19 protein-coding genes are annotated in these 25,856 nt (G+C 71.6%); 10 read left to right on the plus strand and 9 right to left on the minus strand.

From position 1 onward, the window contains the following. Positions 1-11: 11 nt before the first annotated feature. Both ABT070_RS31135 and ABT070_RS31140 read right to left on the minus strand, forming a co-directional pair. Positions 12-2,588 (minus strand): glycoside hydrolase family 127 protein, encoded by a 2,577-nt coding sequence (locus ABT070_RS31135; RefSeq protein WP_351765429.1) that lies wholly within the window; start codon positions 2,586-2,588, stop codon positions 12-14. Between the two features lie 449 nt (positions 2,589-3,037). Then, positions 3,038-3,784 (minus strand): DUF4097 family beta strand repeat-containing protein, encoded by a 747-nt coding sequence (locus ABT070_RS31140; RefSeq protein WP_351765430.1) that lies wholly within the window; start codon positions 3,782-3,784, stop codon positions 3,038-3,040. Between the two features lie 111 nt (positions 3,785-3,895). Here ABT070_RS31140 and ABT070_RS31145 point away from each other — a divergent pair, with 111 nt between their 5' ends. The 3 genes from ABT070_RS31145 (at position 3,896) to ABT070_RS31155 (ending at position 6,848) form a co-directional block, all read left to right on the plus strand. Beyond that, positions 3,896-4,591, plus strand: coding sequence for a response regulator transcription factor (locus ABT070_RS31145; RefSeq protein ID WP_351765431.1), 696 nt, complete (start codon positions 3,896-3,898; stop codon positions 4,589-4,591). After that, positions 4,584-5,702 (plus strand): sensor histidine kinase, encoded by a 1,119-nt coding sequence (locus ABT070_RS31150; RefSeq protein ID WP_351765432.1) that lies wholly within the window; start codon positions 4,584-4,586, stop codon positions 5,700-5,702. The genes ABT070_RS31145 and ABT070_RS31150 overlap by 8 nt, the downstream gene beginning before the upstream one ends. A 219-nt stretch (positions 5,703-5,921) precedes the next feature. Beyond that, the gene (locus ABT070_RS31155) at positions 5,922-6,848 is read left to right on the plus strand and encodes an endonuclease/exonuclease/phosphatase family protein (RefSeq protein WP_351765485.1); all 927 of its coding nucleotides are present in this window, start codon (positions 5,922-5,924) and stop codon (positions 6,846-6,848) included. Positions 6,849-6,881: 33 nt separating this feature from the next. On the opposite strand, the gene ABT070_RS31160 is transcribed toward ABT070_RS31155, so the two are convergent. From ABT070_RS31160 to ABT070_RS31170, 3 genes are all read right to left on the minus strand, one after another. Continuing rightward, positions 6,882-7,214, minus strand: coding sequence for a putative quinol monooxygenase (locus tag ABT070_RS31160; protein WP_351765433.1), 333 nt, complete (start codon positions 7,212-7,214; stop codon positions 6,882-6,884). Positions 7,215-7,448: 234 nt separating this feature from the next. Further along, a complete protein-coding gene (locus tag ABT070_RS31165; protein WP_351765435.1) occupies positions 7,449-8,243 on the minus strand; it encodes an SDR family NAD(P)-dependent oxidoreductase in 795 nt (264 codons plus the stop codon). A 348-nt stretch (positions 8,244-8,591) separates the two neighbouring features. Continuing rightward, positions 8,592-11,144, minus strand: a complete 2,553-nt coding sequence (locus ABT070_RS31170) for a pectate lyase-like domain-containing protein (RefSeq protein ID WP_351765436.1) — start codon at positions 11,142-11,144, stop codon at positions 8,592-8,594. Between the two features lie 535 nt (positions 11,145-11,679). Between ABT070_RS31170 and ABT070_RS31175 the strand changes: the two genes are divergently transcribed. From ABT070_RS31175 to ABT070_RS31195, 5 genes are all read left to right on the plus strand, one after another. Continuing rightward, a complete protein-coding gene (locus ABT070_RS31175; RefSeq protein ID WP_351765437.1) occupies positions 11,680-13,446 on the plus strand; it encodes a bifunctional phosphatase PAP2/diacylglycerol kinase family protein in 1,767 nt (588 codons plus the stop codon). A 1-nt stretch (position 13,447) separates the two neighbouring features. Then, on the plus strand, positions 13,448-14,401 hold the full coding sequence (locus ABT070_RS31180) for a YihY/virulence factor BrkB family protein (protein WP_351765438.1): 954 nt from the start codon (positions 13,448-13,450) through the stop codon (positions 14,399-14,401). Then, positions 14,402-15,172 carry a phosphatase PAP2 family protein gene (locus ABT070_RS31185; protein WP_351765439.1) on the plus strand — a complete coding sequence of 257 codons (771 nt, stop codon included), beginning with the start codon at positions 14,402-14,404 and terminating at the stop codon, positions 15,170-15,172. It begins immediately after the preceding gene. A 103-nt stretch (positions 15,173-15,275) separates the two neighbouring features. Continuing rightward, positions 15,276-17,327, plus strand: a complete 2,052-nt coding sequence (locus ABT070_RS31190) for a PA14 domain-containing protein (RefSeq protein ID WP_351765440.1) — start codon at positions 15,276-15,278, stop codon at positions 17,325-17,327. 91 nt (positions 17,328-17,418) lie between these two features. Beyond that, on the plus strand, positions 17,419-17,829 hold the full coding sequence (locus ABT070_RS31195; RefSeq protein WP_351765442.1) for a RidA family protein: 411 nt from the start codon (positions 17,419-17,421) through the stop codon (positions 17,827-17,829). A 312-nt stretch (positions 17,830-18,141) separates the two neighbouring features. On the opposite strand, the gene ABT070_RS31200 is transcribed toward ABT070_RS31195, so the two are convergent. Further along, a complete protein-coding gene (locus ABT070_RS31200) occupies positions 18,142-19,011 on the minus strand; it encodes an endonuclease/exonuclease/phosphatase family protein (RefSeq protein ID WP_351765443.1) in 870 nt (289 codons plus the stop codon). Between the two features lie 332 nt (positions 19,012-19,343). On the opposite strand from ABT070_RS31200, the gene ABT070_RS31205 reads away from it, so the two are divergent. Then, positions 19,344-20,600 (plus strand): family 1 glycosylhydrolase, encoded by a 1,257-nt coding sequence (locus tag ABT070_RS31205; protein ID WP_351765445.1) that lies wholly within the window; start codon positions 19,344-19,346, stop codon positions 20,598-20,600. 55 nt (positions 20,601-20,655) lie between these two features. Here the strand turns inward: ABT070_RS31205 and ABT070_RS31210 are convergent, their stop codons facing one another. Continuing rightward, positions 20,656-21,525 carry a LysR family transcriptional regulator gene (locus ABT070_RS31210; RefSeq protein WP_351765446.1) on the minus strand — a complete coding sequence of 290 codons (870 nt, stop codon included), beginning with the start codon at positions 21,523-21,525 and terminating at the stop codon, positions 20,656-20,658. 93 nt (positions 21,526-21,618) lie between these two features. Between ABT070_RS31210 and ABT070_RS31215 the strand changes: the two genes are divergently transcribed. Further along, positions 21,619-22,356: an SDR family oxidoreductase gene (locus ABT070_RS31215; protein ID WP_351765448.1), complete on the plus strand. Its 738-nt coding sequence runs from the start codon at positions 21,619-21,621 to the stop codon at positions 22,354-22,356. 27 nt (positions 22,357-22,383) lie between these two features. On the opposite strand, the gene ABT070_RS31220 is transcribed toward ABT070_RS31215, so the two are convergent. Both ABT070_RS31220 and ABT070_RS31225 read right to left on the minus strand, forming a co-directional pair. Further along, entirely contained in the window at positions 22,384-22,719 is a 336-nt protein-coding gene (locus ABT070_RS31220; protein ID WP_351765450.1) for a hypothetical protein, read from the minus strand. Between the two features lie 149 nt (positions 22,720-22,868). Continuing rightward, positions 22,869-25,838 carry a glycoside hydrolase family 2 TIM barrel-domain containing protein gene (locus ABT070_RS31225; protein WP_351765451.1) on the minus strand — a complete coding sequence of 990 codons (2,970 nt, stop codon included), beginning with the start codon at positions 25,836-25,838 and terminating at the stop codon, positions 22,869-22,871. Positions 25,839-25,856: the final 18 nt, after the last annotated feature.

Here is a 25,856-nt window from a genome sequence, read left to right on the forward strand (position 1 = left end):
GGGTGTTGTGCTCAGCCGGTCGCCAGCCGCGCCACGTCGGACGCGGTGAGGGCCCGGTTGTGCACCCGGAGATCACGTACGGCGCCGCGCAGATACGGATGGGTGCTGTTCTGCGAGCGCCCGAGAAAGCTGCGGGTGGTCCTGCCGAGCAGCAGCGGGCTCGCGACCATGGCGGGGTTGCGGCCCGCCTCGGCGCCGTCCAGATAGAGCACGCCGGTGCCGCCGCCCAGGGTGAGCGCGATGTGCGTCCAACGGCCCAGGGGCAGGGGGCCGGTCGCGTCGACGAAGTCCTCACGCTCCATGCCGGCGATCTTCAGCGCGGCACGGGCGCGCCCCGCGCCGGTGGTGGCGGCCAGGAAGAGATACGTGTCCTTGTGGTAGCCGAAGTCGAAGACGCGGGCCGAGGCGGCGAGGGCGTCGACCCGGACCCGGACGCTGATCGTCACCTCGTCCAGTCCGCTCAACAGGCCCGCGGGCAGGGCGACATGGCCGCCGCTGCCGTCGAGGGACACGGCCGGACCGGTGCCGTCGTCCTCCCAGCCGGCGCCCGGGGAGATCGTCGCGTCGGGGAAGGTCCCGGTGCGGTCGGCGGCGGCGCCCGTCGCCTCGTCGAACGGGTAGTGGGCGACGTCCCGCGCGCGGCCTCGGCGCGGGGTCACCGCCCAGTAGACGTTGTAGCGCTGGTGGTGCACTTCGTGGAACGGCCTCAGTGCCACGGACCGGCCGTCCGCGAGCGCGGTGAACCGGGTCGAGATGCCGGTGACGGGGCGCAGCGACCGCGGTCGGATCGTCGGGACCGTGGCGAGGTCGGTGTCGCCGTACTCGCCCGCCAGCACCAGAGGCCCGTAGGACAGCGACGCCACCTGAGGGTTGTCGGGTGCCGGGGTCCACACCGCCCGGCGCGGGAGGGTCAGTTCGAGCGTGTCCCCGGCGCGCCAGGAGCGTTCCACCGTGGCGTAGGCGCCCGGGCGGACCCGTGTGGCGAACGGATGCCCGTTGACCTTCAGCGCGGCGGCGTGTCCGGTGTCGGCCACCCAGGCGGGGATCCGGATCCGCAGCGCGAAGCGCCCCCGCCCCTCGGTGACGGTGAGCCGCGTGTGCCCCTCCGACGGATACCGCGTCTGCTGACGGATCGTCACTCCCCCTTGCCGCCAGCGGACTTCGGAGGGAATGAACAGGTTGACGTAGAGCGACGGCGACTTGTGGTCACGGGAGCGGAAGTAGACCGAGTCGGCGAACTTGGTGTGCGTCTCCAGGCCGGTGCCGTGGTCGCAGGAGAAGTTGTCGTAGTCGCCGCTGTAGCTGCCCGGGGCCGAGCCGAGTCCGCCCTTGGGTTCACGCCGGGAGCCGGCCCACAGACCGGTGTAGTAGGTGACGAACCCGTGCGCCGAGTCGGGGTCCTGCTCGGCCAGCATCTGGTTGTAGAGGGTCCACTCGTAGTGGTCCATGTACGGGGCGCGGTCGGGGCGGTGCATGAAGAGGTGCCGCCCCAGTTTCAGCATGTTGTAGCTGTTGCAGTTCTCGCAGGTGACCTCGGAGAGCCTGCTGACGATCTCGTCGGGCGGTCCGAAGAGTTCCTGGTTGGAGTTCCCGCCGATGGCGTACGAGTGGTGGCGTACGACGGTCGTCCAGAAGGTGTCCGCGATGTCCAGGTAGCGGGACTCCCCCGTGGCCTCGTAGGACGGGACCGTTCCGACGATCTTGGCGATCTCGGTGTTGGCGTGGCGGCCGGCGAGTTCGTCGCGGCCGGCGGCGAGCGGGGTGTACAGCTCCTCGTGGTCGAAGCGGCGGGCGGTGCGCAGGTGCGCGGGGTCGCCCGTCTCCTGGTACAGCCGCGTCAGCACGTCGTTCATACCGCCGAACTCGACCTTCAGCAGGTTCTGCATCCGCTCGTAGGACAGCGGCGCGGTGCGGGCCTCGGCCCACGCGGCCATCTCCCGCAGTACTTCCAGGGCTTCCCGGTTGCCGCTCAGCCGGTACTGGTCGAGCAGACCCGCCATGATCTTGTGAAGGGTGTAGTAGGGCGCCCAGGGCTTCCCGCCCGCCTCGAGCTGGTCGAAGACCGACTCGGGGAACGCCGAGAGGTAGCCGGGCGTGAACCCGGCGGCCGGGGCCGCCCGCTGGCACCGGGCGAGCGCGGTGACCAGCATCCCGCCCTTGTCCGCGTACGCGGAGTCACCGGTGGCGGCGTGCGCCTGGGCCAGGCCGCTGAGCAGATGGCCCATGGTGTGGCCACGGAGCTGGACGTCGGGAGCCTCCCACCCGCCGCAGGGCTCGGCGGTGGAGGGCAGGCCGACGGTCCGTCGGAAGGTGTGCAGAAGCCGGTCGGCGTCCACGAAGAGCAGATAGGCGCAGGTGCGGCGCATGTTGGCGAGGAAGGGGCTCTCCAGGAGCCGGACCTCGGACAGGTCGAAGTCGGCGAGGGAGGGGCGGGCACCGGCCCCTCCTGCGGCTTCGGCCGGGCGAGGGGCCGCTTCGGCGGCACGGGCCGCCGTGGCGGGGCCGGCCGCCGTGACGGCCACCGCGGTCGTGGCGGTGAACAGCATCTGACGGCGGGACGGGCCTGCGGTGTCGCGTGGTGCGGGCAACGTGCGGGACTCCCTTCGGCGGGACACGGAACGACGAGGCAGACGGACGCGGCTCCGCACCGACAGGCGCAGCGCCGCGCTGAATTGAATCGTTCTACTGTGCAGGCGCAGACGCTAGGCTCGACCATGGCGAGCGTCAAGACTTCTCACAGGGACGGATCGAAGGCGCTCAAGAGGAGGAGATGAAACAGCAGTTCACAGCCATACTTGCGCCTGCGACGGGAGGTTTCCCTTCGCCGCTGCGGCACGGCTTCCTCATCGGCGAGGGAATTGAAACGTTCAATTCCCTTGGATTCCGCGGGGGTTGAGGGCAGCGACATACAGGGGGTCACCCACGGCCGGGCCGCTCGCCCTCGCGGGGCACGAAGACAGCGGCGTCGGGGGGCGGCTGCGGCGGCGTCTGCGGTGTCCGAGGAAGCGTCGGGGGCGTCTGCGAAGGCCCGGCGGGGTCAGTCGCGGTGCACGTCGACGTCTCCGTTGACCGTCGTCAGCGCCATCGCCGGGCCCTGGCGGTCGTCGCTCGTGGGCACGCCCACCGTGGCCCGGCCGTTGTCCGTGGCGGCCCTGACCAGATACGCGGGGGCGTCGTGCGGAACGGTGACGCCGACCGAGCCGTTGGTGGTGGCGGCGGTGACGCCCGTCGGCGCGGTGGCGCACGCAAGGATCACGTCGCCGTTGGTGGTCGCCGCGCGCAGCCGGCCCGCGTCGAGCGCTGTCGCGTGCACCGAGCCGTTGCGGGTCGCCAGCCGTACCGGTGCGTCGTCCTTCCCGGAACGGGTCACCGTCACATCGCCGTTGACGGTCGTGACGTCCAGCGCAGCGGCGAGCCCCGCCACGTCCACGCCCGCGTTGCGGGCGCCGACCGTGACACTCACGCCGCCCGGGACCCGCACAGAGGGCATCCGGGGGCATGCCTCCTCGCCCCGTGCCCGCTCCCGGTCCGTGCAGGACAGGTCCAGGGTCCAGGTGTCGCCGTCGTGCGACCAGTCGCCGTCGGCGCGATCGTCCACGGTGACACGACGGCCGTCGGTGGGGCGCAGCAGCAGTCCGTTCTCGGTGGTGATGACGAGGTGGGTCCCGGATCGCGCGAGGGCGGGCGGTCCCGCCGCGGCCGGTCCTCCCGCTCCCCCGTGTTCCCGGCCGCCGCAGGACACGGCGAAAGGGAGGACTGTCAGCACGACGGTCACAAGCAGCACACGCCTTGCCGGCTTCGCCTTCATGCCCTCCGGGTGCCCCGAGTCCGCACCGTCATGACCCCGGTGGTTTTCGATACGCCGACGATATGTGGCGACTCGTACCCTCGGAGCATGCGAGTGCTGATCGTCGAGGACGAGCCCTATATGGCGGAAGCCATCCGCGACGGCCTACGCCTGGAGGCGATCGCGTCCGACATCGCCGGTGACGGTGACACCGCTTGGGAACTCCTGAGCATCAACGCCTACGACATCGCCGTCCTCGACCGCGACATTCCCGGCCCTTCCGGCGACGAGATCGCCGAACGCATCGTCGCCTCCGGCAGCGGCATGCCGATCCTCATGCTCACCGCCGCCGACCGGCTCGACGACAAGGCCTCCGGGTTCGGACTCGGCGCCGACGACTACCTCACCAAGCCGTTCGAGCTCCGGGAACTCGTGCTCAGACTCAGAGCACTCGACCGCAGACGGGCACACAACAGGCCGCCCGTGCGGGAGATCGCGGGCCTGCGGCTCGATCCGTTCCGCCGCGAAGTCCACCGCGACGGCCACCACGTCGCGCTCACCAGGAAGCAGTTCGCCGTGCTCGAGGTCCTGGTCGCCGCCGAAGGCGGTGTCGTCAGCGCCGAGGAGCTGCTGGAGCGGGCATGGGACGAGAACGCGGACCCGTTCACCAATGCCGTGCGCATCACGGTCTCGGCACTGCGCAAACGGCTAGGTGAGCCCTCGGTCATCGCCACGGTGCCCGGCGCCGGGTACCGCATCGACACGCATCCGGCGGCCGGCCACGCGGGAGAAGACCGTGGATAGGCAGCCCGGGTTCAGCGTTCGCTTCAAGCTCACCCTCAGCTATGCCGGATTCCTCATGTTCGCCGGCCTGCTGCTGCTCGCGGCGGTGTGGGTGTTCCTCCTGCGCTACGTCCCCGATCGCGCGATGCTCATCAACCCCGATGAGAAGCTCGAGGGCGTCTTTCCCGTCCGGTCCGTCCTCCTGAACGTCTTCGCTCCGAGGGCAGCCGCGGTATTGGCGTTCCTGCTGGTGTTCGGTCTCGTGGGCGGGTGGATTCTCGCCGGCCGCATGCTCGCGCCGCTGACCCGCATCGCGGACGCCACCGGCATGGCCACGAAGGGCTCGCTCTCCCACCGGATCCGGCTGCCGGGCCGCAAGGACGAGTTCCGTGAACTCGCCGACGCCTTCGACGCGATGCTCGCCCGTCTCGAAGCGCACGTGGCCGAGCAGCAAAGGTTCGCGGCCAACGCCTCGCACGAACTGCGCACCCCGCTGGCGGTCTCGCAGACGCTTCTCGACGTGGCCCGCAACGATCCGGCACAGGATCTCGGCGAGATCATCAACCGCCTGCACGCCGTCAACGCCCGGGCGATCGACCTCACCGAGGCGCTGCTCGTGCTCAGCCGCGCCGACCAGGGATCCTTCACCCGAGAACCGGTCGATCTCTCCCTGCTCGCGGAAGAGGCCACCGAGACACTGCTCCCGCTCGCCGAGAAGCGCGGTGTCACTGTCGAGACCTGCGGTGACGTCGCCCGTGCCTTCGGCTCACCGGCACTCCTGCTGCAGTTGACGACGAATCTTGTGCACAACGCGATCGTGCACAACCTGTCCGACAACGGCACGGTGCGCGTCGAGACCGGCGTCGGCCCCGCGGCCGTGGTGCTCACGGTCGAGAACAGCGGCGGGAAGCTCTCCCCCCAGTTGGTCTCGACTCTCACCGAGCCCTTCCGGCGCGCCACCGAACGTGTGCGCAACGACCACGCAGGCGTCGGACTCGGCCTGGCCATCGTCCGGCGGATCACCGAGGTGCACGACGGGTCCCTCACCCTCACCCCGCGCGCCGAGGGCGGACTCCGTATCTCCGTGCGACTGCCCGCACCACCACCAGAACTTTCTCCGAAGGACGTCTGACCAGTGAGTGAAGCACTACGAGAAGGTCCGCACACGCGACAGCGGGGCGACGCCGAGGAGCGCGCCGAGGGCCTGGACACGACCCGGGCCGGGCAGTGCGGCGCGGGTGGCGAGGACACCGGCCCGGGTTCCCGGCGCGCGCGTGTCCGCCGGGCGATACGCGGCCTCTCCGGGCCGGACCCGTGGAAGCGCGGTCCGGTGCTCACGGCGCTGGCGCTGATGCTCGGTCTGCTCATGCCGCTGCACGGGGAGATCACGGACGGGGGCGGTCTCGGCAGCCTGGTGGAGACGTTCCTGCCGTGGTTCGGCCTGTTCGTCCCGGTGCTCCTCGCCGGGGCGCTGTGGCGCCGCTCCGCCACGGCGGTGGTCGCGCTGCTGCTGCCGGTCGTGGCGTGGCTGAGCCTCTTCGGCGGACTGCTCGTCGACAAGTCGCGGCCGGGCGGCGACCTCACCGTGGTCAGCCACAACGTCAACGCCGAGAACCCCGACCCGGCCGGCACCGCCCGCGACCTGACCGCCTCCGGGGCGGACCTGCTGGCGCTCGAGGAGATGGCCCCGCAGGCCACGGCCGCTTACGAAAAGGTGCTGGCGACGGCGTACCCGTACCACACGGTGCAGGGCACGGTCGGACTGTGGAGCAAGCTGCCGCTGTCGGACTCCCGGCCGGTCGACGTCCTGCGGGGCAACGCCGGACCGCTGGCGGACACCCGGCGCGCCGAGGACCTCCCCGTGGACCCGCCCCGGGCGCTGCGCACCACGGTGGCAACGGACCAGGGGCCGCTGGCGGTGTACGTGGCGCACCTGGGGTCGGTGCGGCTGATGCCCAGGAACGGCTTCTGGACGGACTCGCGCGACGTCGGCGCGACCGCGCTCGCCAAGGCCGTCGCCGCCGAGCGGAACGAGCGGGTGGTGGTGCTCGGCGACATGAACGGCACCACCGACGACCGCGCGTTCGACGGCCTCACCTCGCAGCTGCGCTCGGCCCAGGAAGCGGCCGGGGACGGCTTCGGCTTCAGCTGGCCGGCGTCCTTCCCGATGGCGCGGATCGATCAGATCCTGGTCAGGGGCGTGGAGCCGAGGAGCTCGTGGGTGCTGCCGGACACCGGCAGCGACCATCTGCCGGTGGCGGCCGCCATCAGCTGGTGACGGCCTCCGTCGGCCGGTCCCGCGAGACCCGCGTCAGCGCTCGTCCTGCACCGCCATCTCCCCGAGCAGGGACCAGTCGTCCTGCGGGACGTTCACGTTCACGATCCTGGGGGTCTCGGCGAGGTACGACGGCAGTTCGGCGCAGGCCGCGGCGAAGTGTTCCGAGGAGACGTGGGCCGACCCGGCCGCGTCGTCGCGGAACGCCTCGGTCAGCACGTACTCGGCGGGGTCGTCGACGCTGCGCGACCAGTCGAACCACAGGCACCCGGGCTCGCCGCGCGTGGCCAGGGTGAAGCCACGGGTGATGTCGGGCCAGTCGTCCGCGTGTTGGGGAAGGACACGGAACCGGGCGGTGATGAAGATCATGAGCTGTCCTGGTGTCTCGTGGACGACCGGCGAGGGATGGCGACACCCCTCGCCGGACGTTCGGCGGTGGTCGGAACCGACGATGCCACGTCGGCGCATCGGCCCGCGGCGACGAGGCCTCATGGCTGGGGGCCGGTGAAGCAGCGGAACCCGCGCCTCCGAGCACCGGCCCCCGGCTCCACTCCGAGGGCGGCCGACCGGCGACCGGCGTCGGGCGCCCGGCGACCGGCGTCGTCAGGGCAGGATCGAGTCGATGTATCCCCCGTCGACCCGCAAGGCTCCGCCCGTCGTGGCAGAAGCCTGGTCGGAGCTGAGGTAGACGACCATGTGGGCGATCTCCTCGGGCTCGATGAGCCGTTGCAGGAGAGACTGCGGCCGGTGCTCGCGCATGAATGCGCGCTGGGCCTCGTCCCAGGGCAGGTCGCGGTCGACGAGTTCGTAGACGAAGTCCTCGACGCCGCCGGTGTGGGTGGGCCCGGCGATGACCGAGTTCACCGTGACCCCCGTGCCCGCCGCCTGCTTGGCGAAGCCGCGGCCGACGGCGAGAAGCGCGGTCTTGGACATGCCGTAGTGGATCATCTCGGCCGGGATGACGACCGCCGAGTCGCTGGCGATGTTCTGGATCCGGCCCCAGCCGCGTTCCGTCATGCCCGGCAGGTACATCCGGGTCAGCCGCACCGCGGCCAGCACGTTCACCTCGAAGTACCGCCGCCACTCCTCGTCACTGATCTCCAGCGGGTCGGCGGAACCGAAGATGCCGAGATTGTTGACGAGGATGTCCACCTCGGGCAGCGCTTCCAGGACACGCCGTGCGCCCTCCTCGTTCGCCACGTCCGCGGCCACGGGCACGAAGGAGGCACCGGGCACCTCCGCCGCCAGCCGCGCCACGCCCTCCGCGACCCGTCGCTCGTCCCGCCCGTTCACCCCCACGCGGGCGCCGGAGCGCGCGAGCCCGGCGGCGATCGCCGCGCCGATGCCCTGCGTCGAGCCCGTCACCAGAGCGGTGCGTCCCGCCAGGTCGATCTGCATGTGGACCCAGTCTCCTCGTGCGTCTGTCCGACCTGCGTGCCGGTACGTCTTGCCGTCAGCCTGGCGGCAGGGCGAACGGCTCGCCACTCCAGCCGATGCCGATGCCGATGCCGACGGCCTCGGCTGCGTGTGCCCACTCGTCGGCAGGTGACACGCGGGCCGGGCGCGTGTCGCGCGGAGGTCCGCCGTCCGCTCACCGGCTGAAGGGTGCCGCCGACCCGCTCACCGGCGAGGAGGCCACTCCGTCGTGGGTGGCCGGTCGGGCCGGACACCAGCCCGCTGCCGGGGCCGCTGACGCGCGGCCCCGGCAGTGGGTTCAACGGTGCGACGCGCCGTCCCTCCCTTGGATCACGGGAACGAGGTCACCTTCGACGGCACGGTGTCCGTCCCCGAGGTCGGGGCGCCGGTGTCGTTGATGACGTGGGCGTACTGGCCCTTGCCTCCCAGGGAGATCACCTGGAGGTTGTGCATCTTGACGCCCGCCTTGACCGGGACCTGGAAGCCGTGGCGCTGCACGATCGAGGGATCGGAGGTGAAGTTGCAGTAGCTGCCCAGACCCCACGCCTCGTGCACGGCCACCGTGTCGGCGACCTTGTAGGACGCCCACCCGACGATGCCGTCGTGCGTGATGGCGGCGGCGTTGGGGGCGTCGTACGCCTTCTCGTTCTGGAAGAAGATCGTGCGCCCCCTCTCACCGCTCCATACGACGTCGTACTTGTTGAAGTGCTCCACGAACAGGCCGGTGGCCAGGACGTCGTCGCCGTTGACCCGCAGTCCGTAGTCGGCCCGGTTGATCTCCCAGCCGACTCCTTCGCCGTGGTCGGCACGCCAGATCCAGGTGTGGTCGATGACGACGTCGTCGCTGTTCACCACCACGGAGTCCGTCGCCAGGCCGGGGCCCGCGCCGCCGATGCGGATGAACACGTCCTGCATGGTGGTCGGGTCGGCGGAGTGGTCCGCGGCCGCTCCGGCGGGACCGATCTGCAGCAGGGTGTCGGAGCGGGTGGCGCCGGCGTCGATGAGGAATCCGGCCAGCCGGACGCCGTCGACGTCCGCGACGTGCAGGGCGTCGACGCCCCCGTCGGGCACGATGGTCGCCAGGCCCAGCCCGAGCACCACGGTGTCGGCACGGGTGACGTTGATCGTCTGGTCGAGGTGGTAGACACCGGGCGTGAACAGCAGGTTCAGGCCCTGAGCCAGCGCGGTGTTGATGGTGGCGGCCGTCGCCCCGGGTTTGACGACGTAGAACTGGCTGAGCGGGAGCGAGGTCCCGGCGTTGGCGGGCCAGGACACACCCCGGGCGTCGGTGCGCTTGGCGGGGACGAAGACCTTGTAGTCGGCGCCGTCGAGGTAGAGGAACGGCTTCTCGCGCGAGATCGGGGTGGTGTCCAGCGTGGTGTAGGGGCCGGTGTCGAAGTTGCTCGCCGGGGCGCCCTGGACGCCGGTGAACGTCATGTTCCACACACCGTTGGTCCAGCCGCCCACGGAACTGTCACGGGTGTACCACTGCTGCTGCGAGTACGGTCCGACCGTGCCGTCGATCTTGGAGTCGGCGATGTAGCCGCCGGAGGCCCATCCGTAGCCGTTGGGGGCCAGGTTGAGGCCGCCCTTGACGTGAATGCGGCGGAACGGAGCGGCCTGGGCGACGGCCCAGCGGTCGGTGCCGTTGGACGGTGTGATCGCCAGGTTCTCCGCCGAACGCCAGAAGTTCTGTGTGGCGTTGCCGTTGAACCAGCCCGCGTCCACGGTGATGTCACCGTTGATCTGGGTGTCGTCGGGGTTCAGTCCGAGGCCTGAGATCGAGGTGTAGAAGCCGAGTTGGGCGTTGATGCCGTTGTACGTGCCCGGCTTGAGCAGGAACTGGTAACGCCCGGAGCCGAACTGCGCGGACTCCTGCTGGGTGAAGACCTGGTCGAACTTCTGCTGGAGGCCGGGTGTTGAGGGGTCGACGACGATCACGTTCGGGCCGAGGTCACCGCCGCCCTGGACCGGGCCCCCGGTGCCGCCGGACGTGGTGTGGACGGCGACCTCCCAGAGCGAGTAGCCGTAGACCGTGCCGCGAACCGTCCCGAGGACACGGACGTAGCGGCCCGTGCCGCTGACGTCGTAGGAGGCGCGGCCGCCGGTCGCGCCGGTGACGGTCTTGAGGGTGTTCCAGTTCTGGCCGTCGGCGGAGGCCTGGAGCTGGAAGTCCCTGCCGTACGCGGCTTCCCAGTTCAGGTCGATCCCGCAGATGTCCTGGGACGAGCCCAGGTCGACGCTGAGCCACTGCGGGTCCGAGGCCTGGCTGGACCAGCGGGTGGAGTCGCTGCCGTCGAACGCGGCGGACGCGGGGGTGCCGGCGTTCTCCGTCGAGGACGCCGAAGCGGTCTTGCCCCGCGCCGAGTCGGCGGTCGAGCAGGTACCGGGCTGAGGCGTTCCGCCGGTGGTGCCGAACACCTGGAACTCCCAGGCGGAGTAGCCCCATTGGGTCGCCCGGTGGACGCCCTGCAGCCGTACGTACCGACCTTGGCCGGAGACGGCGAGCGTGTCGGTGCCGCCGTCTCCGCCGGTGACCGTGCGCAGGTCGGTCCAGGCGCTGCCGTCGGACGAGGACTGGATCTTGTAGTCCTTGCCGTAGGCCGCCTCCCAGTTGATGACGACCTGACTGATCGTGGCGCCGGTTCCGAGGTCGACCTGGAGCCACTGGTCGTCGCCGGCGGCCGAGGACCACCGGGTGCCGGTGTCACCGTCGACCGCGTAGGCCGCGGGCGTGCCCGCGTTCTCGTTCGAGGATGCCGTTGCCGTTCTGCCCTGGGACAGGTTGACGTCGGCGGCCGAAGCCACCGGTGGCTGGATGATGGGCAGGGTGATCAGCGCTGCCGTGGCGGCGAGCGCGACACCCAGGGATCTGAGTCTCATGAAGGTCCCTGCGGGTGCGTCGGGAAAGAGCACGAGGGCGTCGGCAGCAGCCGCGGCGGCACGCCGAGGTCACTGCTACGACGCTTAGTTCACGTCTTGATTTAACTGATGAGTTGTAAGTCTCGGCAAGCCTTCGAAAGTTGAAATCTTTCCGGACTTACTTGTGCCGCATCCCTTGACACGTTGACGGAACGCGCTCGACGCCCCACGGCGGCAGCCCGTCCCCCTCCCCCGCCCGGCACCCCATGACGCGCTCCGCGTTCAAGTGTCGACGTCGTCCACCGCCGTGGCCCCGACACGGGAGCGCCGAAGCGCCCGCCGTCGCCGCACCCCGCGCACACCGAAGCGGCTTGCGGAGACCCCGTGTGCAAGGCAGGGCAAAACGAGGTGAACAGGTACAGCGTGTGGAGAGTGCGCGGAAGGTGAGCCGCCCAGCGGGTGGTCTGTGCGGTGACATCGGGGGCAGACGGCGGTGGATCGGCCCCGAACGCCTGCGGCCGACACCGCCGTATCACGCCGACCCGTGGGAGACCCGATGCCGACCGCCGCACCGGAAAGATCGTCCGAGCTGCCCGGCGAGCGACCAGAAGCCGCCCGGACCGGCCGCTCGTTCGCGCTGCCCCGGGGCACCGGCCGAACCGCCGCGCGTATCGGAGCCCTCACGGTCTGCCAGGGCGCGCTGATGGTGGGATTCGGGCTGCTGATCACCGGGCCCGCCCGTGGGCTGTGGCCGCTGACCGCCGAGGACGACGTCGACGAGGGCCTCGAACGCGCCCGGACCGGCACCCTCACCACGCTGTCGTTCCTCGGGTCGGAGGCCGGCAACACCCTCACGGTGATCGCCGTCACCGTCCTGGCGTGCGCGGGCCTGATCCTGATCCCCCGTCTGCCGATGTGGCGTCAGGCGGCTTTCCTCGCCGTCGCCGTGTCGCTCCAGTCGCTGGTGTTCCTGGTCATCACCGAGTCGGTGGACCGCCACCGCCCCGAGGTGCACCGCCTCGACGCCTCTCCGCCCACCTCCAGCTACACGTCCGGTCACACCGGGGCGGCCACCGCGCTCTACGGGGGACTGGCGGTGCTCGCGCTGTCCCGGCTCCGCGGGCCGTGGCGACGGATCGTGGGCGGTCTGCTGCTGCTCGTGCCGGTGCTGGTGGCCGTCGCCCGCCTCTACCGGGGCATGCACCACCCCACGGACGTCGTGGGCGGGCTGGTCAACGGCGGCCTGTCCCTGCTGATCGTCGGCCGTGCCCTGTTCACCGACGGGACCGTGACCGCTCCGGCCGGGGCGCTCCCCGTGCCGTCCTCCGCGAGCGTGGGGACGAGCCCGGGCGCACCGGACCCGGGCCGGACCGCGGTGGTCTTCAACCCCACGGTGACCGGTGAAGCCGACCGCGAGGCGCTGCGGGCGATCCTGGCCCGGCACGGTCACCGCGCACCGGTGTTCATCGAGACCACGGCGGAGGACCCGGGCACCGGTCAGACCGCCGGCGCGGTCCGGGACGGCGCACGGCTGGTCGTGGTCTGCGGCGGCGACGGCACCCTGCGGGCGGCCGCGGACGCCCTGGCCGGCAGTGGCATACCCCTGGCCGTCGTGCCCTGCGGCACGGGCAATCTGCTGGCCCGCAACCTCGGCCTGCCGCTGTCCCCCACCGAAGCGCTCGACGCCGCCCTGCGAGGCACCCCGCACCGCATCGACCTCGGCCGCGTCGAGGGTGACGGCCTCACCGCCGCCCACTTCGCCGCCATGTCCGGGGCCGGTCTCGACGCCGAGATCATGGAGCACACCGACGACCGCGCCAAGTCCGTCCTCGGCTGGCCCGCCTATGTGCTGGGCGGTGTCGGCGCACTGCGCACCCCGCGGATGCGCCTGACCGTCCGGCTCGACGACGCGCCCGCCCTGCGCCGCACGGCCCGCATGGTGCTCATCGGCAACGTCGGGACCGTGCAGGGCGGGACGACGCTCCTGCCGGCCGCCCGCCCCGACGACGGTCTGCTCGATCTGCTGATCCTCGACCCCCGCGGCGCCGGCGGCTGGATGCGCGCGCTGGCCACACTGCTGCGGGGTGGGGCCAAGGCGCCCCGGCCGTCGGCCGTGGCCACCGCCACCGCCACCGCCACCGCGCAGGAGGACGGCAGGAGCGGCGTACCGGTGGAGCTCTTCACGTTCCGCCGGGCCGAACTGACCTTCGACTCCACGCAGTCCCGAGAGCTCGACGGCGATCCGGTGACACCCGGCCGCCGGCTCACCGCCGAGGTCAGGCCCGGCGCGCTGACGGTGCTGCTGCCCGCAGGAGGTGCGTGACATGGGTACCGCGACCAAAGTCCCCGAGACCCGCGACATGACCGGCGACGAACTGTCCGCCGACGAGGCGCTGGCGTCACTGCGCCGCTACGGCCGCTGGGCCCTGCTGCGCGACTCCTTCGTCCGTTTCCGGTACGCCGACGGCTTCACCCATTCCCGCGCGCTCGCCCTGCAGACGGTCCTGTCGGTGATCCCGCTGGCCATCGCGTTCGTCGGACTCTCCACCACGCTGCACACCGAGAACATCGGCCGGATCGCCGAACTGACGATCCACCGGATCGCCGAGGGTCCCAGCGCCGACGTGGTCGACGACGCGCTGGAGCGCAGCCGCCGCACGGCGGGCGACGGCGCACAGGTCGCGCTCTGGTTCGGTCTCCTCTTCTCGCTGGTCAACACCACCACCGCGATGTGCCAGGTGGAGCGCGGCGCCAACCGGATCTACGGGAACGAGCGCGACCGCCCCTTCCAGCAGAAGTACCTGCGCGGTCTGGTGATGTCCGTCTGTGCCGGGCTGCCGCTCGGACTCGGGTTCATCGTCATGGTGGCCGGCGGAGACCTGGCCGCCGCGGCGGTGACCGTCTACCGGCTCGACGGCGGCGCCCAGACCGCCTGGGAGATACTGCGCTGGCCCTTCGGACTGCTGCTCGCGCTCATCTCGGCCAGCGTCATCTTCCGCCGGTCGCCCCGCCGCAGACAGCCCGGCTACACCTGGCTGGCCTTCGGCGCCGCCGTGTACCTGGTGCTGTGGACGGCGCTGACCTGGCTGCTGAGCCTGTACCTCGGGATCAGCGGCTCCTTCGACACGGTCTACGGCCCGCTCAGCGCCTTCATGTCGCTGCTGCTCTGGGCCTATCTGACCTCCATCGCCCTTTTCCTCGGGCTGGCGTTCGCCGCGCAGCTGGAGGCCGCGCGAGCCCTGCGGTCCGGTCCGATCGAACCCGATCCTGGAGTCTGAATGGTTGTGCGAGCCACGGTCCAGCACCTGCGAGACCGCCGTCGCCGGGCGGCCGACCGCAGGTTCGGCGCCCGGCTGCTGGGAGCGGCCGCCGTCGCCGCCGTCGCCGCCGTGCCCTTCGCGCTGCTGCTCGTCCTCGTCGAGGGCCGGTGGCCGCCGCTGCGCCGCCTGGACGCGGGCGCCGCTCAGCGGCTGCACCACACGGCCGTGACACACCCGGCGTGGACCGGCGTCCTGCGCTTCCTGTCCGACTGGGTCTGGGACCCGGCCGTCCTGCGCACGGCCGTCGCGCTGCTGACCGTCTGGCTGCTGTACCGCAGGGCCTGGCGGCTGGCCGCCTGGTCCGCCGTGACGGCCGTGGCCGGCGGGCTGATCGGGCTCCTGGTCAAGGTGGTGGTCGAGCGGGCCAGGCCCTCTCTGGAGGATCCGGTGGCGCACGCTCCGGGATTCTCCTTCCCGTCGGGTCACGCGATGACGGCCACCACGTCGTTCGCCGTCCTGTTGCTGGTCCTGCTGCCCTTGGTGCCGCGTGCCTGGCGGCCCCTGTGCTGGTGCGCCGCGGTGGTCTCGGTGCTCGGCGTCGGCTTCACCCGGGTCGCACTCGGCGTGCACTGGTTCAGCGACGTGGTGGGCGGCTGGCTGCTCGGCCTGGCCGTCGTCGCCCTCACCGCCTGGGCCTTCGAGGCCTGGCGCGCCGAAGTCGGCCGGGGCCACGCCGAGATGAGCGACGGGCTGGAGCCGGAACTCGTCGACGCCCGTCCCGAACCGTGAGGGAAAAGAAGGTGAGGTGAGCGGGGCAACCCTGCCCCCGCCTCATGGGTCACACACGCGCCACCTGTTTTCCCCTGGTCCGGAAAGGGCCCCACCCTCTGTGATGACTCGTACCCGGCTGACCGCGCTGGCCGCGACGGCCGCCCTCGCCGCGACCGGCGACCTGATGACCGCCGCCCCGGCCTCTGCGGCCGTCTCCTGCAACTCTCCCGTCTGGAGGGCTCAGTACTTCGGCAACACCACCTTCAGCGGTACGCCGAAGCTGACCGCCTGCGACGCGGCCGTCAACGAGAACTACGGGTACGGCGACCCGGCGGGCGTCACCCTGCCCAAGGACAACTTCTCCGTCCGCTGGTCCCTCACCCGGGACTTCGGCTCCGGCGGCCCCTTCCGGCTCTCCGCCGCCACGCAGGACGGCATGCGCGTCTACGTCGACGGCGTGCGGAAGATCGACCTGTGGAAGAACGTCTCCACCACCGCGCGCAAGACCGTCGACCTGACCGTCCCGGCGGGCAAGCACACACTCCGCGTGGACTACGTCGCCTGGAGCGGCCTCGCCCACGCCGGGTTCACGTACGCCCCGCGCACCGGGGCAGCCGTCGACACGGTCGAGCCGCTCGCCCCGACCGGCCTCACCGCCGCGTACGACCGGCAGACCACGAGGACCACCCTGCGCTGGGCCGCGAACAAGGAGATGGACCTCGCCGGTTACCGCGTCTACCGGCGGCTGGGCACCGCCGGGTGGACGAAGGCGAGCGGCTCGTCGCTGCTCACCTCCCCGTCGTTCGTGGACGCGACGCCCGCCACCGGCCAGACCTTCCTGTACGAGGTCCGCGCCGTCGACAAGGCGGGCCGCGAGTCCACCGGCAGCCTCGACGCCACCACGGTGACCGTGGACCGCACGGGCCCGGCGGCACCGGCCGGCGTCACGGTCGTCGGCGACGCGTGGTGGGCCACCCTGGCCTGGCAGGGGGCCGCCGACGCCGCGACGTACGAGGTGTACGCCGCCGCCGCGGCCACCGGCCCGTTCGAGCTGCTGGGCACGACGACCACGACGTCGTACCGCACCGACGCGCCCGTGAACACCGCCCGGTACTACCGGGTCCGCGCCCTCGACGCGCTCGGCAACCCGTCGGCGTACGCCGCCGTCACCGGCGACGGCGTCGACCGGACGCCGCCGAAGTCCCCGCACTCCCTCGGCTCCGTCGTCCGCCGCGGCTACACCGAGGTGTACTGGAAGCAGCCCGACGGCTTCATCGAGGACTTCTCCAACGGCGGGGCCTACCGCGTCTACCGCTCGCCCGGCAAGACCCTCGACCCGGCCGCGCTCACCCGCGTGACCTGCGCCGAGGAGAGCGACGAGACCAGCACCGGCGGCATCTGCCACGACGTGGACATGCCCGCGGGCACCTACGTGACCTACGCGGTCGCGGCGGTGGACCCGGCCGGCAACGAGTCGGCGCTGTCCGCCCCGCTCGTCGTCCGCACCGGCGACCGCGTCGCGCCCGGTCCGGTCACCGGCGTGAAGACCACCGCACAGGCCGACGGCGTCCTGGTGAGCTGGGCCGCCTCGACCGAGGACGACGTCGAGCGCTACGCGGTGTGGAACGGCACCCGGCAGGCCGACGGCACGGTCAAGTGGCTCAGCTCCACCTCCTGCCACGAGGGCACGAGCGACCCGCTCGCGGTGCTCTGCGGTGACCTGCCGGACGGCGAGACGCACGTGTACGCGGTCGTCGCCCTGGACCGCTGGGACAACGCGCTGCACCCGAGCGACCCGAGGGTCACGGTCGTCGAGGCCACCGAACTGGACGTGCGGCCGTCCGTGACGGTCACCCGGGACTGGGACCTCGGCAGCATGGGCTACGGCACCGTGATCGGCGGCCCCGACCAGGACGGGCCGTCCATCGGCTGGCGGTGCGACAGGACGGCCGAGTGCGACACCGTCGCGGGCTACCGGGTCAGCCGCTGGAACGCGGCCACGAAGGCGTACGAGCCACTGCACCCCGGGCTGCTGCCGGCGGAGACCCGCGCCTACACGGACACCACGGCCGCGCGAGGGGCCACGCACTTCTACACGCTGGAGGCGGTACGCGCCGACGGCAGTGTCGCGGGCACACATGTGTGGAACTGCGTCTTCCAGAACCGCGTCTGAGCTTGTTCCTCAACCCCGCGCTGTGACGGCCGGTCGCGCGATGACGCAAATTGCGATGCGCGCGGGCGGCCGACTGGTCAGACTCGCGGGCATGACAGCGGAGATCACGCGTATCAACCCCGAGCAGTTGCACAAAACGCCTGGCTACCACCACATCACCGTGGTGGAGGCCGGTCGGACGGCCTACCTGGCGGGGCAGTGCCCGCTCGACCGGACCGGTTCGCTCGTCGGACCGGACTCCGTGGAGGAGCAGGTCGATCAGGTCGTCGTGAACGCGCTCACCGCTCTCGCGGCGGTGAATGCCCGGCCCCGTCACGTGGTGCGTTCGGTGATCTACGTGCGAAGCGACGACAGAGACGTCCTGGGCGTCGCATGGCGTCGGCTCACCGACTCCGCTCTGGGGCCGGCCTTCACATCCGCCAGCACACTGCTGGGTGTCGCACAGCTGGGCTTCGCGGGACAACTGGTCGAGGTGGACCTCACCGTCGCACTTCCCGACTGATCCGCTCTCGCCCCTCGAACGACGTCTCGAACGGTTTCGCCCGCTCGGCCAGGTGCCGGACGCCGAGGCGCCCTCCGCCTGATCATGTGCTCCGACCAAGGACGCACGTGACCACGACGAGGGCCGTGAAGGTGAGTCCGTTGACTGATCACGCTCCGGGAGAAGCGTTCCGGCTACGAGGGAGAGTTCCGCAAGCAGGTCGCCCGAGCCGAACTGCGGCGCCAGTTCACCTCGGACGCGGCGAACGGACTCTTCGGCGAACTCACCGCCGGAACCAACCAGTCGCACCGGTCGGGCGGCCCGGGATGCCACTCACGTGGTGTCCAGGTCGGCGTGTACGAGGTTGTGGTCCGAGTGCGGGGTGGGATGCACGCCCTGCTCGAGCGGGGCGATGCCTCGCAGGAAGATGTAGTCGAACTTGCTCTGCCAGTCGGTGGTCGGCTTGCAGTCGCCGGTGTGCGGGGGACGGCACCGGGGGTCCGCGTCCGCGGCCAGTGCCCACATCTTGGTGAGTTCGGGGGTGTCCGGCACGGCGTTGAAGTCGCCGAGAACGATCGCGCGTTCGTGCCGGGCGACCTCCGCGGCGAGTACGTCGGTCTGGTCCGCCCGGACCGCCTCCTGGCGTCGTTCGGCAAGGTGGGTGTTGAAGACCCGGTAACGCTGGCCGCCCACAGTGGTGGTGACCGCCATGTACCCACGGTCTTCTGATCCGCCGTCGGGGTATTCCACGTTGACGACGTCCGTCATCGGCGCCGCCGAGAGAACCGCCTGCCCGTAGGCCCCCGGGTTCCACAGCGCTCCCCCGCAACGGCCCCAGTTCCGCAGAACCGTCCCGTACTCGACGTGGTAGACCAGCCCGTGGCGGCTCTCCAGATAGTCCCGGATCTTCTCGACGTCACGCACGCACGCTTCCTGCAGGCCGATGACCTGGGGCGCGTACTTGGCGATGTCCGCCGCCCGGTCGATGTTGTTCTCCTCGCAGGGGTTGCAGATGTTCCACGTCATGACCCGGTTCGGTACGGCCTCCTCGACCTCGACGGCTCTGTCGGGCAGTGACCCGGCGGAGGGGTCACCGCTCGGCGAGCCGCGGCCGACGAGCACCACGCAGGCCAGGATCAAGGCGCCCGCGACCACACGCATGCCCTTACCGAGCACCTCTGCCTCCTCGACGTGGAAGTCCATCTTGCCCGACTCACAGGCGCCGGCAGTCCGCCTCCGGGGCGAGAGTACGTCGCCGCCGAGGCCAGGCAGCCACGGACCGGACATTTCGGCCGACCGGAACCGCGCATGACGCGTACGTCGAGCCGCCACGGTGATCACGAAGGGCATCCGGACGCCGGTCGGCCGTATGTCGCACGTCACGTCACCAATACCTAGTTTCCACTAGGTATTGGCCGCATGATCGAGACTGCTCGGCTGAGCCTGTGGTCGGCGACCACACGGTGACGCCCCCGCATGCGACCACGAGCGACCCGTCCACCGGATTCACCGCACAGTGCAAGGAGCACACCCCCATGACACACGGCAGCCTGCCCGACACGTTCCTGTGGGGCGTCGCCAGCGCGGGGCACCAGAACGAGGGCGACAACAGCGCCAGCGACACATGGTTTCTGGAGCACACGACGCCCTCACTGTTCCGCGAGCCGAGCGGACCGGGGTGCCGCGGCTACGAGCGCTGGGAGACCGACCTCGATCTGGCCGCCGGGCTCGGACTCAACGCCTTTCGCTTCTCCGTCGAATGGGCCCGCGTCGAACCCGAGCCCGGCGTCGTCCGCGCCGAGGCGCTCGACCACTACGAGCGCATGATCGACGGCTGCCTGGAGCGTGGCCTCGCGCCCGTCGTGACGTTCAACCACTTCACCGCCCCGCACTGGTTCGCGGCAGCCGGCTCCTGGACCGCCGCCGACGCCCCCGCACGGTTCGCCGAGCAGTGCGACCGCGTCATGGCGCGCTTCGGCGACCGCATCGCGTACGGCATCACCCTCAACGAACCCAACCTCGAGCAACTGCTGCAGGCGGGCGCGAAACTGCCGCCCGAGGCGGAGACGCTCAAGACGCGGATGCTCGCGGCCGCCGCACGCGCCGCCGGAAGCGACACCTACGGCAGCGCCAACGTGATCCCCGCCCACCTGCAGGACGAGTTCCAGGCGGCGTTCACCCGCGCCCACCGCGCCGCCCGCGAAGCGATCAAGGCCCGCCGCGGCGACCTGCCCGTCGGCGTCTCCATCGCCATCGCGGACGAAGTGGCGATCCCCGGCGGCGAGGCGCGCAGGGACGCCAAACGCGCCGCCGTGTACGACCACTGGCTGAACGAGGCGCGCCACGACGACTTCATCGGCGTGCAGAACTACGAGCGCATCGTCCACGGCCCCGACGGCGAGGTCACCGTCGACGGCGAGCTGAACGGCATGGGCACGGTCATCGCGCCCGGGTCCCTCGCCGGCGCGGCGCACTACGCCCACCGCGTGTCAGGGATCCCCGTCCTCGTGACCGAGCACGGTATCCAGACCCCGGACGACGCACAGCGCGCCGCCTTCATCCCCGCCGCCGTCGAAGAGCTCGTGGCCGAGGCGCACGCGGGCACGCCCGTCCTCGGCTACTGCCACTGGACGCTCATGGACAACTTCGAGTGGATCTTCGGATACGGCGCCCAGCTCGGCCTCCACGAGGTCGACCGCACCACGTTCGAGCGCCGCCCCAAGCCGAGCGCGAAGGCGTACGCGGAGGTGATCCGGCACTACCGGGGAGCGCTCGCCGAATCCCGCGGCTGAGGCCCGGGACGACGGGCGGGAAAGAGGGTGCGCCCGCGCCGCAGGCCAGGGCGCGTCACAGCCGGGCGGCTGTGCGGACCAGCCCCGCGAGGGCGAGGGAACGGCTGTGCGCGGGCCAGGCGATGTGGGTGACGACGGGGGGCGCGTCGGTCACGGGGACGGCGCGGTGCTCGGCCCACAGCCAGGCGCGGGCGGAGTCGGGGCAGACGGCCACGGTGCGTCCGAGAGCGATCAGCTGGGCCAGCTGCGTCTGATCGCGGATCTCGGGGCCCGGGCCGGGCGCGTACGTGCCGTGGCGGGGCCAGCGGGCGAGTGGAAGATCGGGGACGTCGCTGACGTCGGCCAGGCGGAGAGTCCGGCGCGCCGCCAGCGGGTGCCCGGCGGGCAGGACGGCGATCTGCCCCTCGGTCATCAGTTCCTCGCTGTCGAACCCGGCGAGGGAGTTGAACGGCACGTGCATGAGCGCCACATCGGCGCGGCCGTCGCGCAGCAGCTCCGCCTGCTCGCAGATGCCGCACGGCAGCACCTCGATCTCGGCGGCATCGGGCTCGGCCGCGTAGACGTCGAGGAGCTTCTGCAGCAGCTCGTGAGACGCGGCGGCCTTCACCGCCAGGACGAGGCGGGGGCGGTCGCGGGGGCCGCCCGGCCTGTCGGCGCCACCTGCGCGGCGGGCGCGGCGGGCGGCAGCGGTGGTCGCGTCGAGGGCTGCCCGGCCCTCGTGCAGCAGCACCTCTCCCGCGCCGGTCAGGGCGACGCCACGGCGATTGCGTTCCAGCAGGCGGACGCCGAGGCGCCGCTCGAGCTGCTGGATCGCCCGGGACAGCGGTGGCTGGGCCATGCCGAGGCGCTCGGCGGCGCGGCCGAAGTGCAGTTCCTCGGCGACGGCGACGAAGTACCTCAGCTCGCGGGTCTCCAGGGTGTCCACGGCCACAGAGTACCTCGGTGATACCTACCGGGTATGACAGAGCACCGTATCGGTGTTGGCCGCACCGCTCGTCCGCGAGCGAGCATCAGCGGCATGAGCGAAACGAAGACCGCGCTGGTGACCGGCGCGAACAAGGGAATCGGGTACGAGATCGCCACCGGGCTGGGCGCCCTCGGATACCGCGTGGGTGTGGGCGCCCGCGACGGTGCCCGGCGCGCGACCGCGGTGGAAAAGCTGCGCGCCGCCGGAGTGGACGCGTTCGGGGTACCGCTGGACGTCACCAGCGGCCGGAGTGTCACCGACGCCGCGGAACTGCTCGAACGGCAGGCCGGGCGGCTGGACGTCCTGGTCAACAACGCCGGCATCTCGGGAGAGGCGGGCCCGGGGTGGGTACAGGACCCGACCACGCTCGACCTCGACGTGGTCCGCACGGTCGTGGAGACCAACGTCATCGGTGTCATCCGGGTGACCAACGCGATGCTGCCGCTGCTGCGGCGCTCGGCGTCGCCCCGCATCGTCAACATCTCCAGTGCCGTCGGCTCCCTGACCCGGCAGGCGGACCCGGACATCGAGATCGGCCCCGTCATGGCGGCCTACTCGCCGTCGAAGTCGTTCCTCAACGCCGTCACCGTGCAGTACGCCCGGCAGTTCGCCGGTACGAACATCCTGATCAACGCCGCCTGCCCGGGCCTGGTCGCGACCGACTTCACCGGCTTCCACGGGCCCCGCACTCCCGAGCAGGGCGCGGTCACCGCGATCCGGCTCGCCACGTTGCCCGACGGCGGCCCGACCGGTTCGTTCTTCGAGGACGACGGGGTCGTCCCCTGGTGACCCCGGCAGCAGGGGCGGCGGGCCGGTTCACTCCGGGTGGGCCGCCGCCTCCCGCTGGAGCTGCACCGCGGCCAGCAGGCTCAGTTTCGGCTCCGCCTTGCGCAGCGCCTTCACCGCCGCGACCGAGGTGATGTCCCCCTGGAAGCCGACGGCGTCGAGACGCGAGCGGACCCAGCGGGCGCGCAGCCGTGTCTCTTCGGTGGCGGCGCTGGACGCCACGAGCGCGGCGGCGCGTTCCAGTCCCGGGCGCTCCTCGGGCGGTGCCTCGGCAAGCGCCTGGCGCAGTGCCGCGGCGACCACGTCCGCGTCCCGGATCGTCAGCACGAAGTTGTGCTTCTTGTTGAGCCCCGCGATTCCCGTCATGCGGATCACCTTGCCGTCAGCTTCCGCTTCTGCCAAGGAACTTGAGGAGCATCAGAGGATCGGGCCCGGGTCGGGACGGCTCGGGTGCACGACGGCCCTTCCCGGCTGCGCCGCACGGGGCCTTCGTGCGGCGCGGCCCTGGGGGCGGATCAGGAGATGCGCAGCCTGATCGTGCGGGCTTCCGGGCGGAGGGCGAACTCGGGCCACACGTCCGGGCCGCACGCGCGCGAGCCGAGCCCGTGCTGGGCGGCGTCGACGATCAGGTGGCTCGTCGTCGAACTCGGCAGTTCGAACGGATGCGCCGCTCGGGCGATCTCCTGGGGGGTGTGCCGGCTGAGGGTGAAGCCGGGGCGGCGTCCGTGTGTGTCGGGGAGCGCCTCGATGCGCAGCACTTCGGTGTCGGCGCTCGTCAGCGTCAACCGGCGCAGTGCGGAGCGGTGTCCGGTCTCCTGGGGACGCGCGTAGTCGACCGCCAGATCGCGGACCGTGGCGGAGAAGCGGCCCGCGCGCGCCGCGCGCAGGCTGTCGGGGTAGGACTCGAACGGGCCGAGGCCGAACCACTCGGCGCCGTCGACGGGAGTGTCGCCGTCGGGCAGGCCGAAGCCGATCCCGATCCGCGGCCACACCGTGTTCCACCCGCGCGACGGCTCGATCTCCACCCGCAGTTCCACCTCGTCGCCCTCCAGCGACCAGACGGACTCGACCGTCACCCACGATCCGGAGTTCGCCGCGGAGACCTTGTCGACCGTGCGCAGGGCCCCGGTGGCGCGCTCCACCGACACCCGGCGTGTGGTCAGCCGGTCGAGGCCGTCGCGCCGCCACAGCTCGGCGTTGGACACCCCGGCGATGTTCGCGTCGCTCTCCCCGACGTCGCCCCACGCGCCTTCGTCGTTGTCGGTCGGCGCACGGAACAGTTCCAGCCGCGGACCCGTCGCCTCGCGGCCGCCGAGGCGCGTGAGGGATCCGTCGACGAACTCGGCACGGCCCAGCGTCAGCGTTCCGTCGCCGGGCCGCCAGCCGGTCCGGCGGCGCACGGCGCGTACGGGACGGTGAAGTGAGCGGTCCAGCTGGGCGGTTGCGAGCACATGCCCTTCGTCCGCCCAAGGGGTTCCGGCCGCCGTCACCGCCTCGACGGTGAACCAGGTCTCGGCGTCCCGCGCCACCGCGATCGTCGGCAGCGCCACCCGTCCGGAGTCGCCCGCCGCGATGGCGGGGACGTCCAGGTCGCCGGCGTCGACCGGCGTCCCGTCGTGCTCGACGCGCCAGCGGAAGCGCAGGTCGGACGTGTCGGAGGTGTGCCGCAGGTTCGTGATCGCCACCTGGTCGCCGTCGAAGGTGAAGCGGATCGGCTGGACGACGGCCTTGAACTCGTGAAGGCTCGGCGTCGGCACGTCGTCGCTCAACAGCATGCCGTCCATGACGAAGTTGCCGTCGTGCACGACCTCCCCGAAGTCGCCGCCGTACGCGTAGTAAGGGGTCCCGTCCGAGGTGGTGGTCAGGATGCCGTGGTCGCGCCACTCCCAGACGAAGCCGCCGTGCAGCCGCGGGTGTTCGTGGACCAGCGCCTCGTACTGGTCGAACGCCCCCGGCCCGTTGCCCATCGCGTGGGCGTACTCGCACAGCAGGAACGGCCTCGTGCGCTGCCGGGCGCCCTGGGCGGGAGTGCAGTGGAGCAGCGGAAAGCGGGATCCGTCGGTGCCGATCTGCTCGGTCTCGGGCACCGAGGCGTACATGCGCGAGTAGACGTCGGTGTACTCGCCGGTGTAGTCGCCCTCGTAGTGCACGAGGCGTTCGGCGTCGCGGGCGTGGACCCACGCCGACATGGCGGCGAGGTTGCTGCCGGTGCCCGCCTCGTTGCCGAGCGACCAGATCACGATGCTGGGGTGGTTCTTGTCGCGTTCGACGGTGCGCTCGATGCGGTCGAGGTACGCCGCGCGCCAGGCCGGGTCGTCGCTGGGGTTGCCGACCCAGTCCAGCTTCTCGAAGCCGTGCGTCTCGAGGTCGCATTCGAGGACGACCCAGAACCCGAGTTCGTCGGCGAGGTCGAGCAGGCGCGGGTGCGGCGGGTAGTGGCTGGTGCGGATCGCGTTCACGTTGAACCGCTTCATGCGGGCCAGGTCCTCGCGGGCGTGCTCCTCGTCGAAGACCCGGCCGCGCAGCGGATGGGTCTCGTGGCGGTTCACTCCGTGGAACACGACGCGACGGCCGTTGACGAGGAACCGGTCGCCGCGGATCTCGACCGTGCGGAAGCCCGCCCGCAGGGTGACGGTCTCGGCGGCCGTCGACACGGTCACGTCGTACAGGCGCGGCCGCTCGGCCGACCAGGGTTCCACGTCGGCGATGTCGAAGGGGGTCACCTCGGCCGGGGCGGACCAGGTGCGCTCGACGCCGAGTTCGGGGATGCGCAGGGTGACCGGGTAGGCCGTCGGCCCCGCGGTGATCTCGGCGTCGACCCGGCCGTGCCCGTCGGCGAACCCGGTCCGCAGCCAGACGTCCTCCAGGCCGCCGGCCGGCCGGGCGATCAGGGTGACGTCGCGGAAGATTCCCGGCAGCCACCACTGGTCCTGGTCCTCGACGTAACTGGCCGCCGACCACTGGTGCACCCGTACGGCGACGACGTTGTCGCCCGGGCGGACCGCGGACGTCACGTCGAACTCGTGGGCGAGCCGGCTGCCGGAGGCGCTGCCGGTCTCCACCCCGTTCACCCACACCCGGAAGAGCGACTCGACGCCGTCGAAGCGCAGGACGACCCGCTCGGCGTCCGACCAGTCGGCGGGCAGGTCGAAGTGGCGGCGGTGGTCGCCGGTGGGGTTCTCGTCCGGGACGTGCGGCGGGTCGATGGGGAACGGGAACTGGATGTTCGTGTAGATCGGACGGCCGTGGGCCCCGTCGCCCTCGAGCACCCAGTGGGAGGGCACGGGCAGGTCGTCCCAGCCCTGGTCGTCGAAGTCCTCGGCCGCGAAGTCCTCCGCCACGGACGCCGTGGGCGACAGCCGGAACCGCCAGGGCCCGTTCAGCGAGAGGGAGGGCGCGTCGGAGCGCAGCCACGAGCGCGCCGGGCGGAGCGCGCCACGCCCCGGTGCGAGGTCCGAAACATGGGGGGAGAACTCGGAGAGCAAGAGGTCACGACTCTTTCT

It is taken from the genome of Streptomyces sp. NPDC002884 (assembly GCF_040295245.1).
GTDB lineage: Bacteria > Actinomycetota > Actinomycetes > Streptomycetales > Streptomycetaceae > Streptomyces.

What these genes read in the sequence shown, in the direction of transcription:
- ABT070_RS31205 (WP_351765445.1), top strand. Translation starts at nt 19,344, where the DNA reads ATGACACACGGCAGCCTGCCCGACACGTTCCTGTGGGGCGTCGCCAGC.
- ABT070_RS31185 (WP_351765439.1), top strand. Translation starts at nt 14,402, where the DNA reads ATGGTTGTGCGAGCCACGGTCCAGCACCTGCGAGACCGCCGTCGCCGG.
- ABT070_RS31220 (WP_351765450.1), bottom strand. Translation starts at nt 22,719, where the DNA reads ATGACGGGAATCGCGGGGCTCAACAAGAAGCACAACTTCGTGCTGACG.
- ABT070_RS31170 (WP_351765436.1), bottom strand. Translation starts at nt 11,144, where the DNA reads ATGAGACTCAGATCCCTGGGTGTCGCGCTCGCCGCCACGGCAGCGCTG.
- ABT070_RS31200 (WP_351765443.1), bottom strand. Translation starts at nt 19,011, where the DNA reads ATGGACTTCCACGTCGAGGAGGCAGAGGTGCTCGGTAAGGGCATGCGT.
- ABT070_RS31145 (WP_351765431.1), top strand. Translation starts at nt 3,896, where the DNA reads ATGCGAGTGCTGATCGTCGAGGACGAGCCCTATATGGCGGAAGCCATC.
- ABT070_RS31160 (WP_351765433.1), bottom strand. Translation starts at nt 7,214, where the DNA reads ATGATCTTCATCACCGCCCGGTTCCGTGTCCTTCCCCAACACGCGGAC.
- ABT070_RS31155 (WP_351765485.1), top strand. Translation starts at nt 5,922, where the DNA reads ATGCTCGGTCTGCTCATGCCGCTGCACGGGGAGATCACGGACGGGGGC.
- ABT070_RS31175 (WP_351765437.1), top strand. Translation starts at nt 11,680, where the DNA reads ATGCCGACCGCCGCACCGGAAAGATCGTCCGAGCTGCCCGGCGAGCGA.
- ABT070_RS31195 (WP_351765442.1), top strand. Translation starts at nt 17,419, where the DNA reads ATGACAGCGGAGATCACGCGTATCAACCCCGAGCAGTTGCACAAAACG.
- ABT070_RS31165 (WP_351765435.1), bottom strand. Translation starts at nt 8,243, where the DNA reads ATGCAGATCGACCTGGCGGGACGCACCGCTCTGGTGACGGGCTCGACG.
- ABT070_RS31190 (WP_351765440.1), top strand. Translation starts at nt 15,276, where the DNA reads ATGACTCGTACCCGGCTGACCGCGCTGGCCGCGACGGCCGCCCTCGCC.
- ABT070_RS31215 (WP_351765448.1), top strand. Translation starts at nt 21,619, where the DNA reads ATGAGCGAAACGAAGACCGCGCTGGTGACCGGCGCGAACAAGGGAATC.
- ABT070_RS31180 (WP_351765438.1), top strand. Translation starts at nt 13,448, where the DNA reads ATGGGTACCGCGACCAAAGTCCCCGAGACCCGCGACATGACCGGCGAC.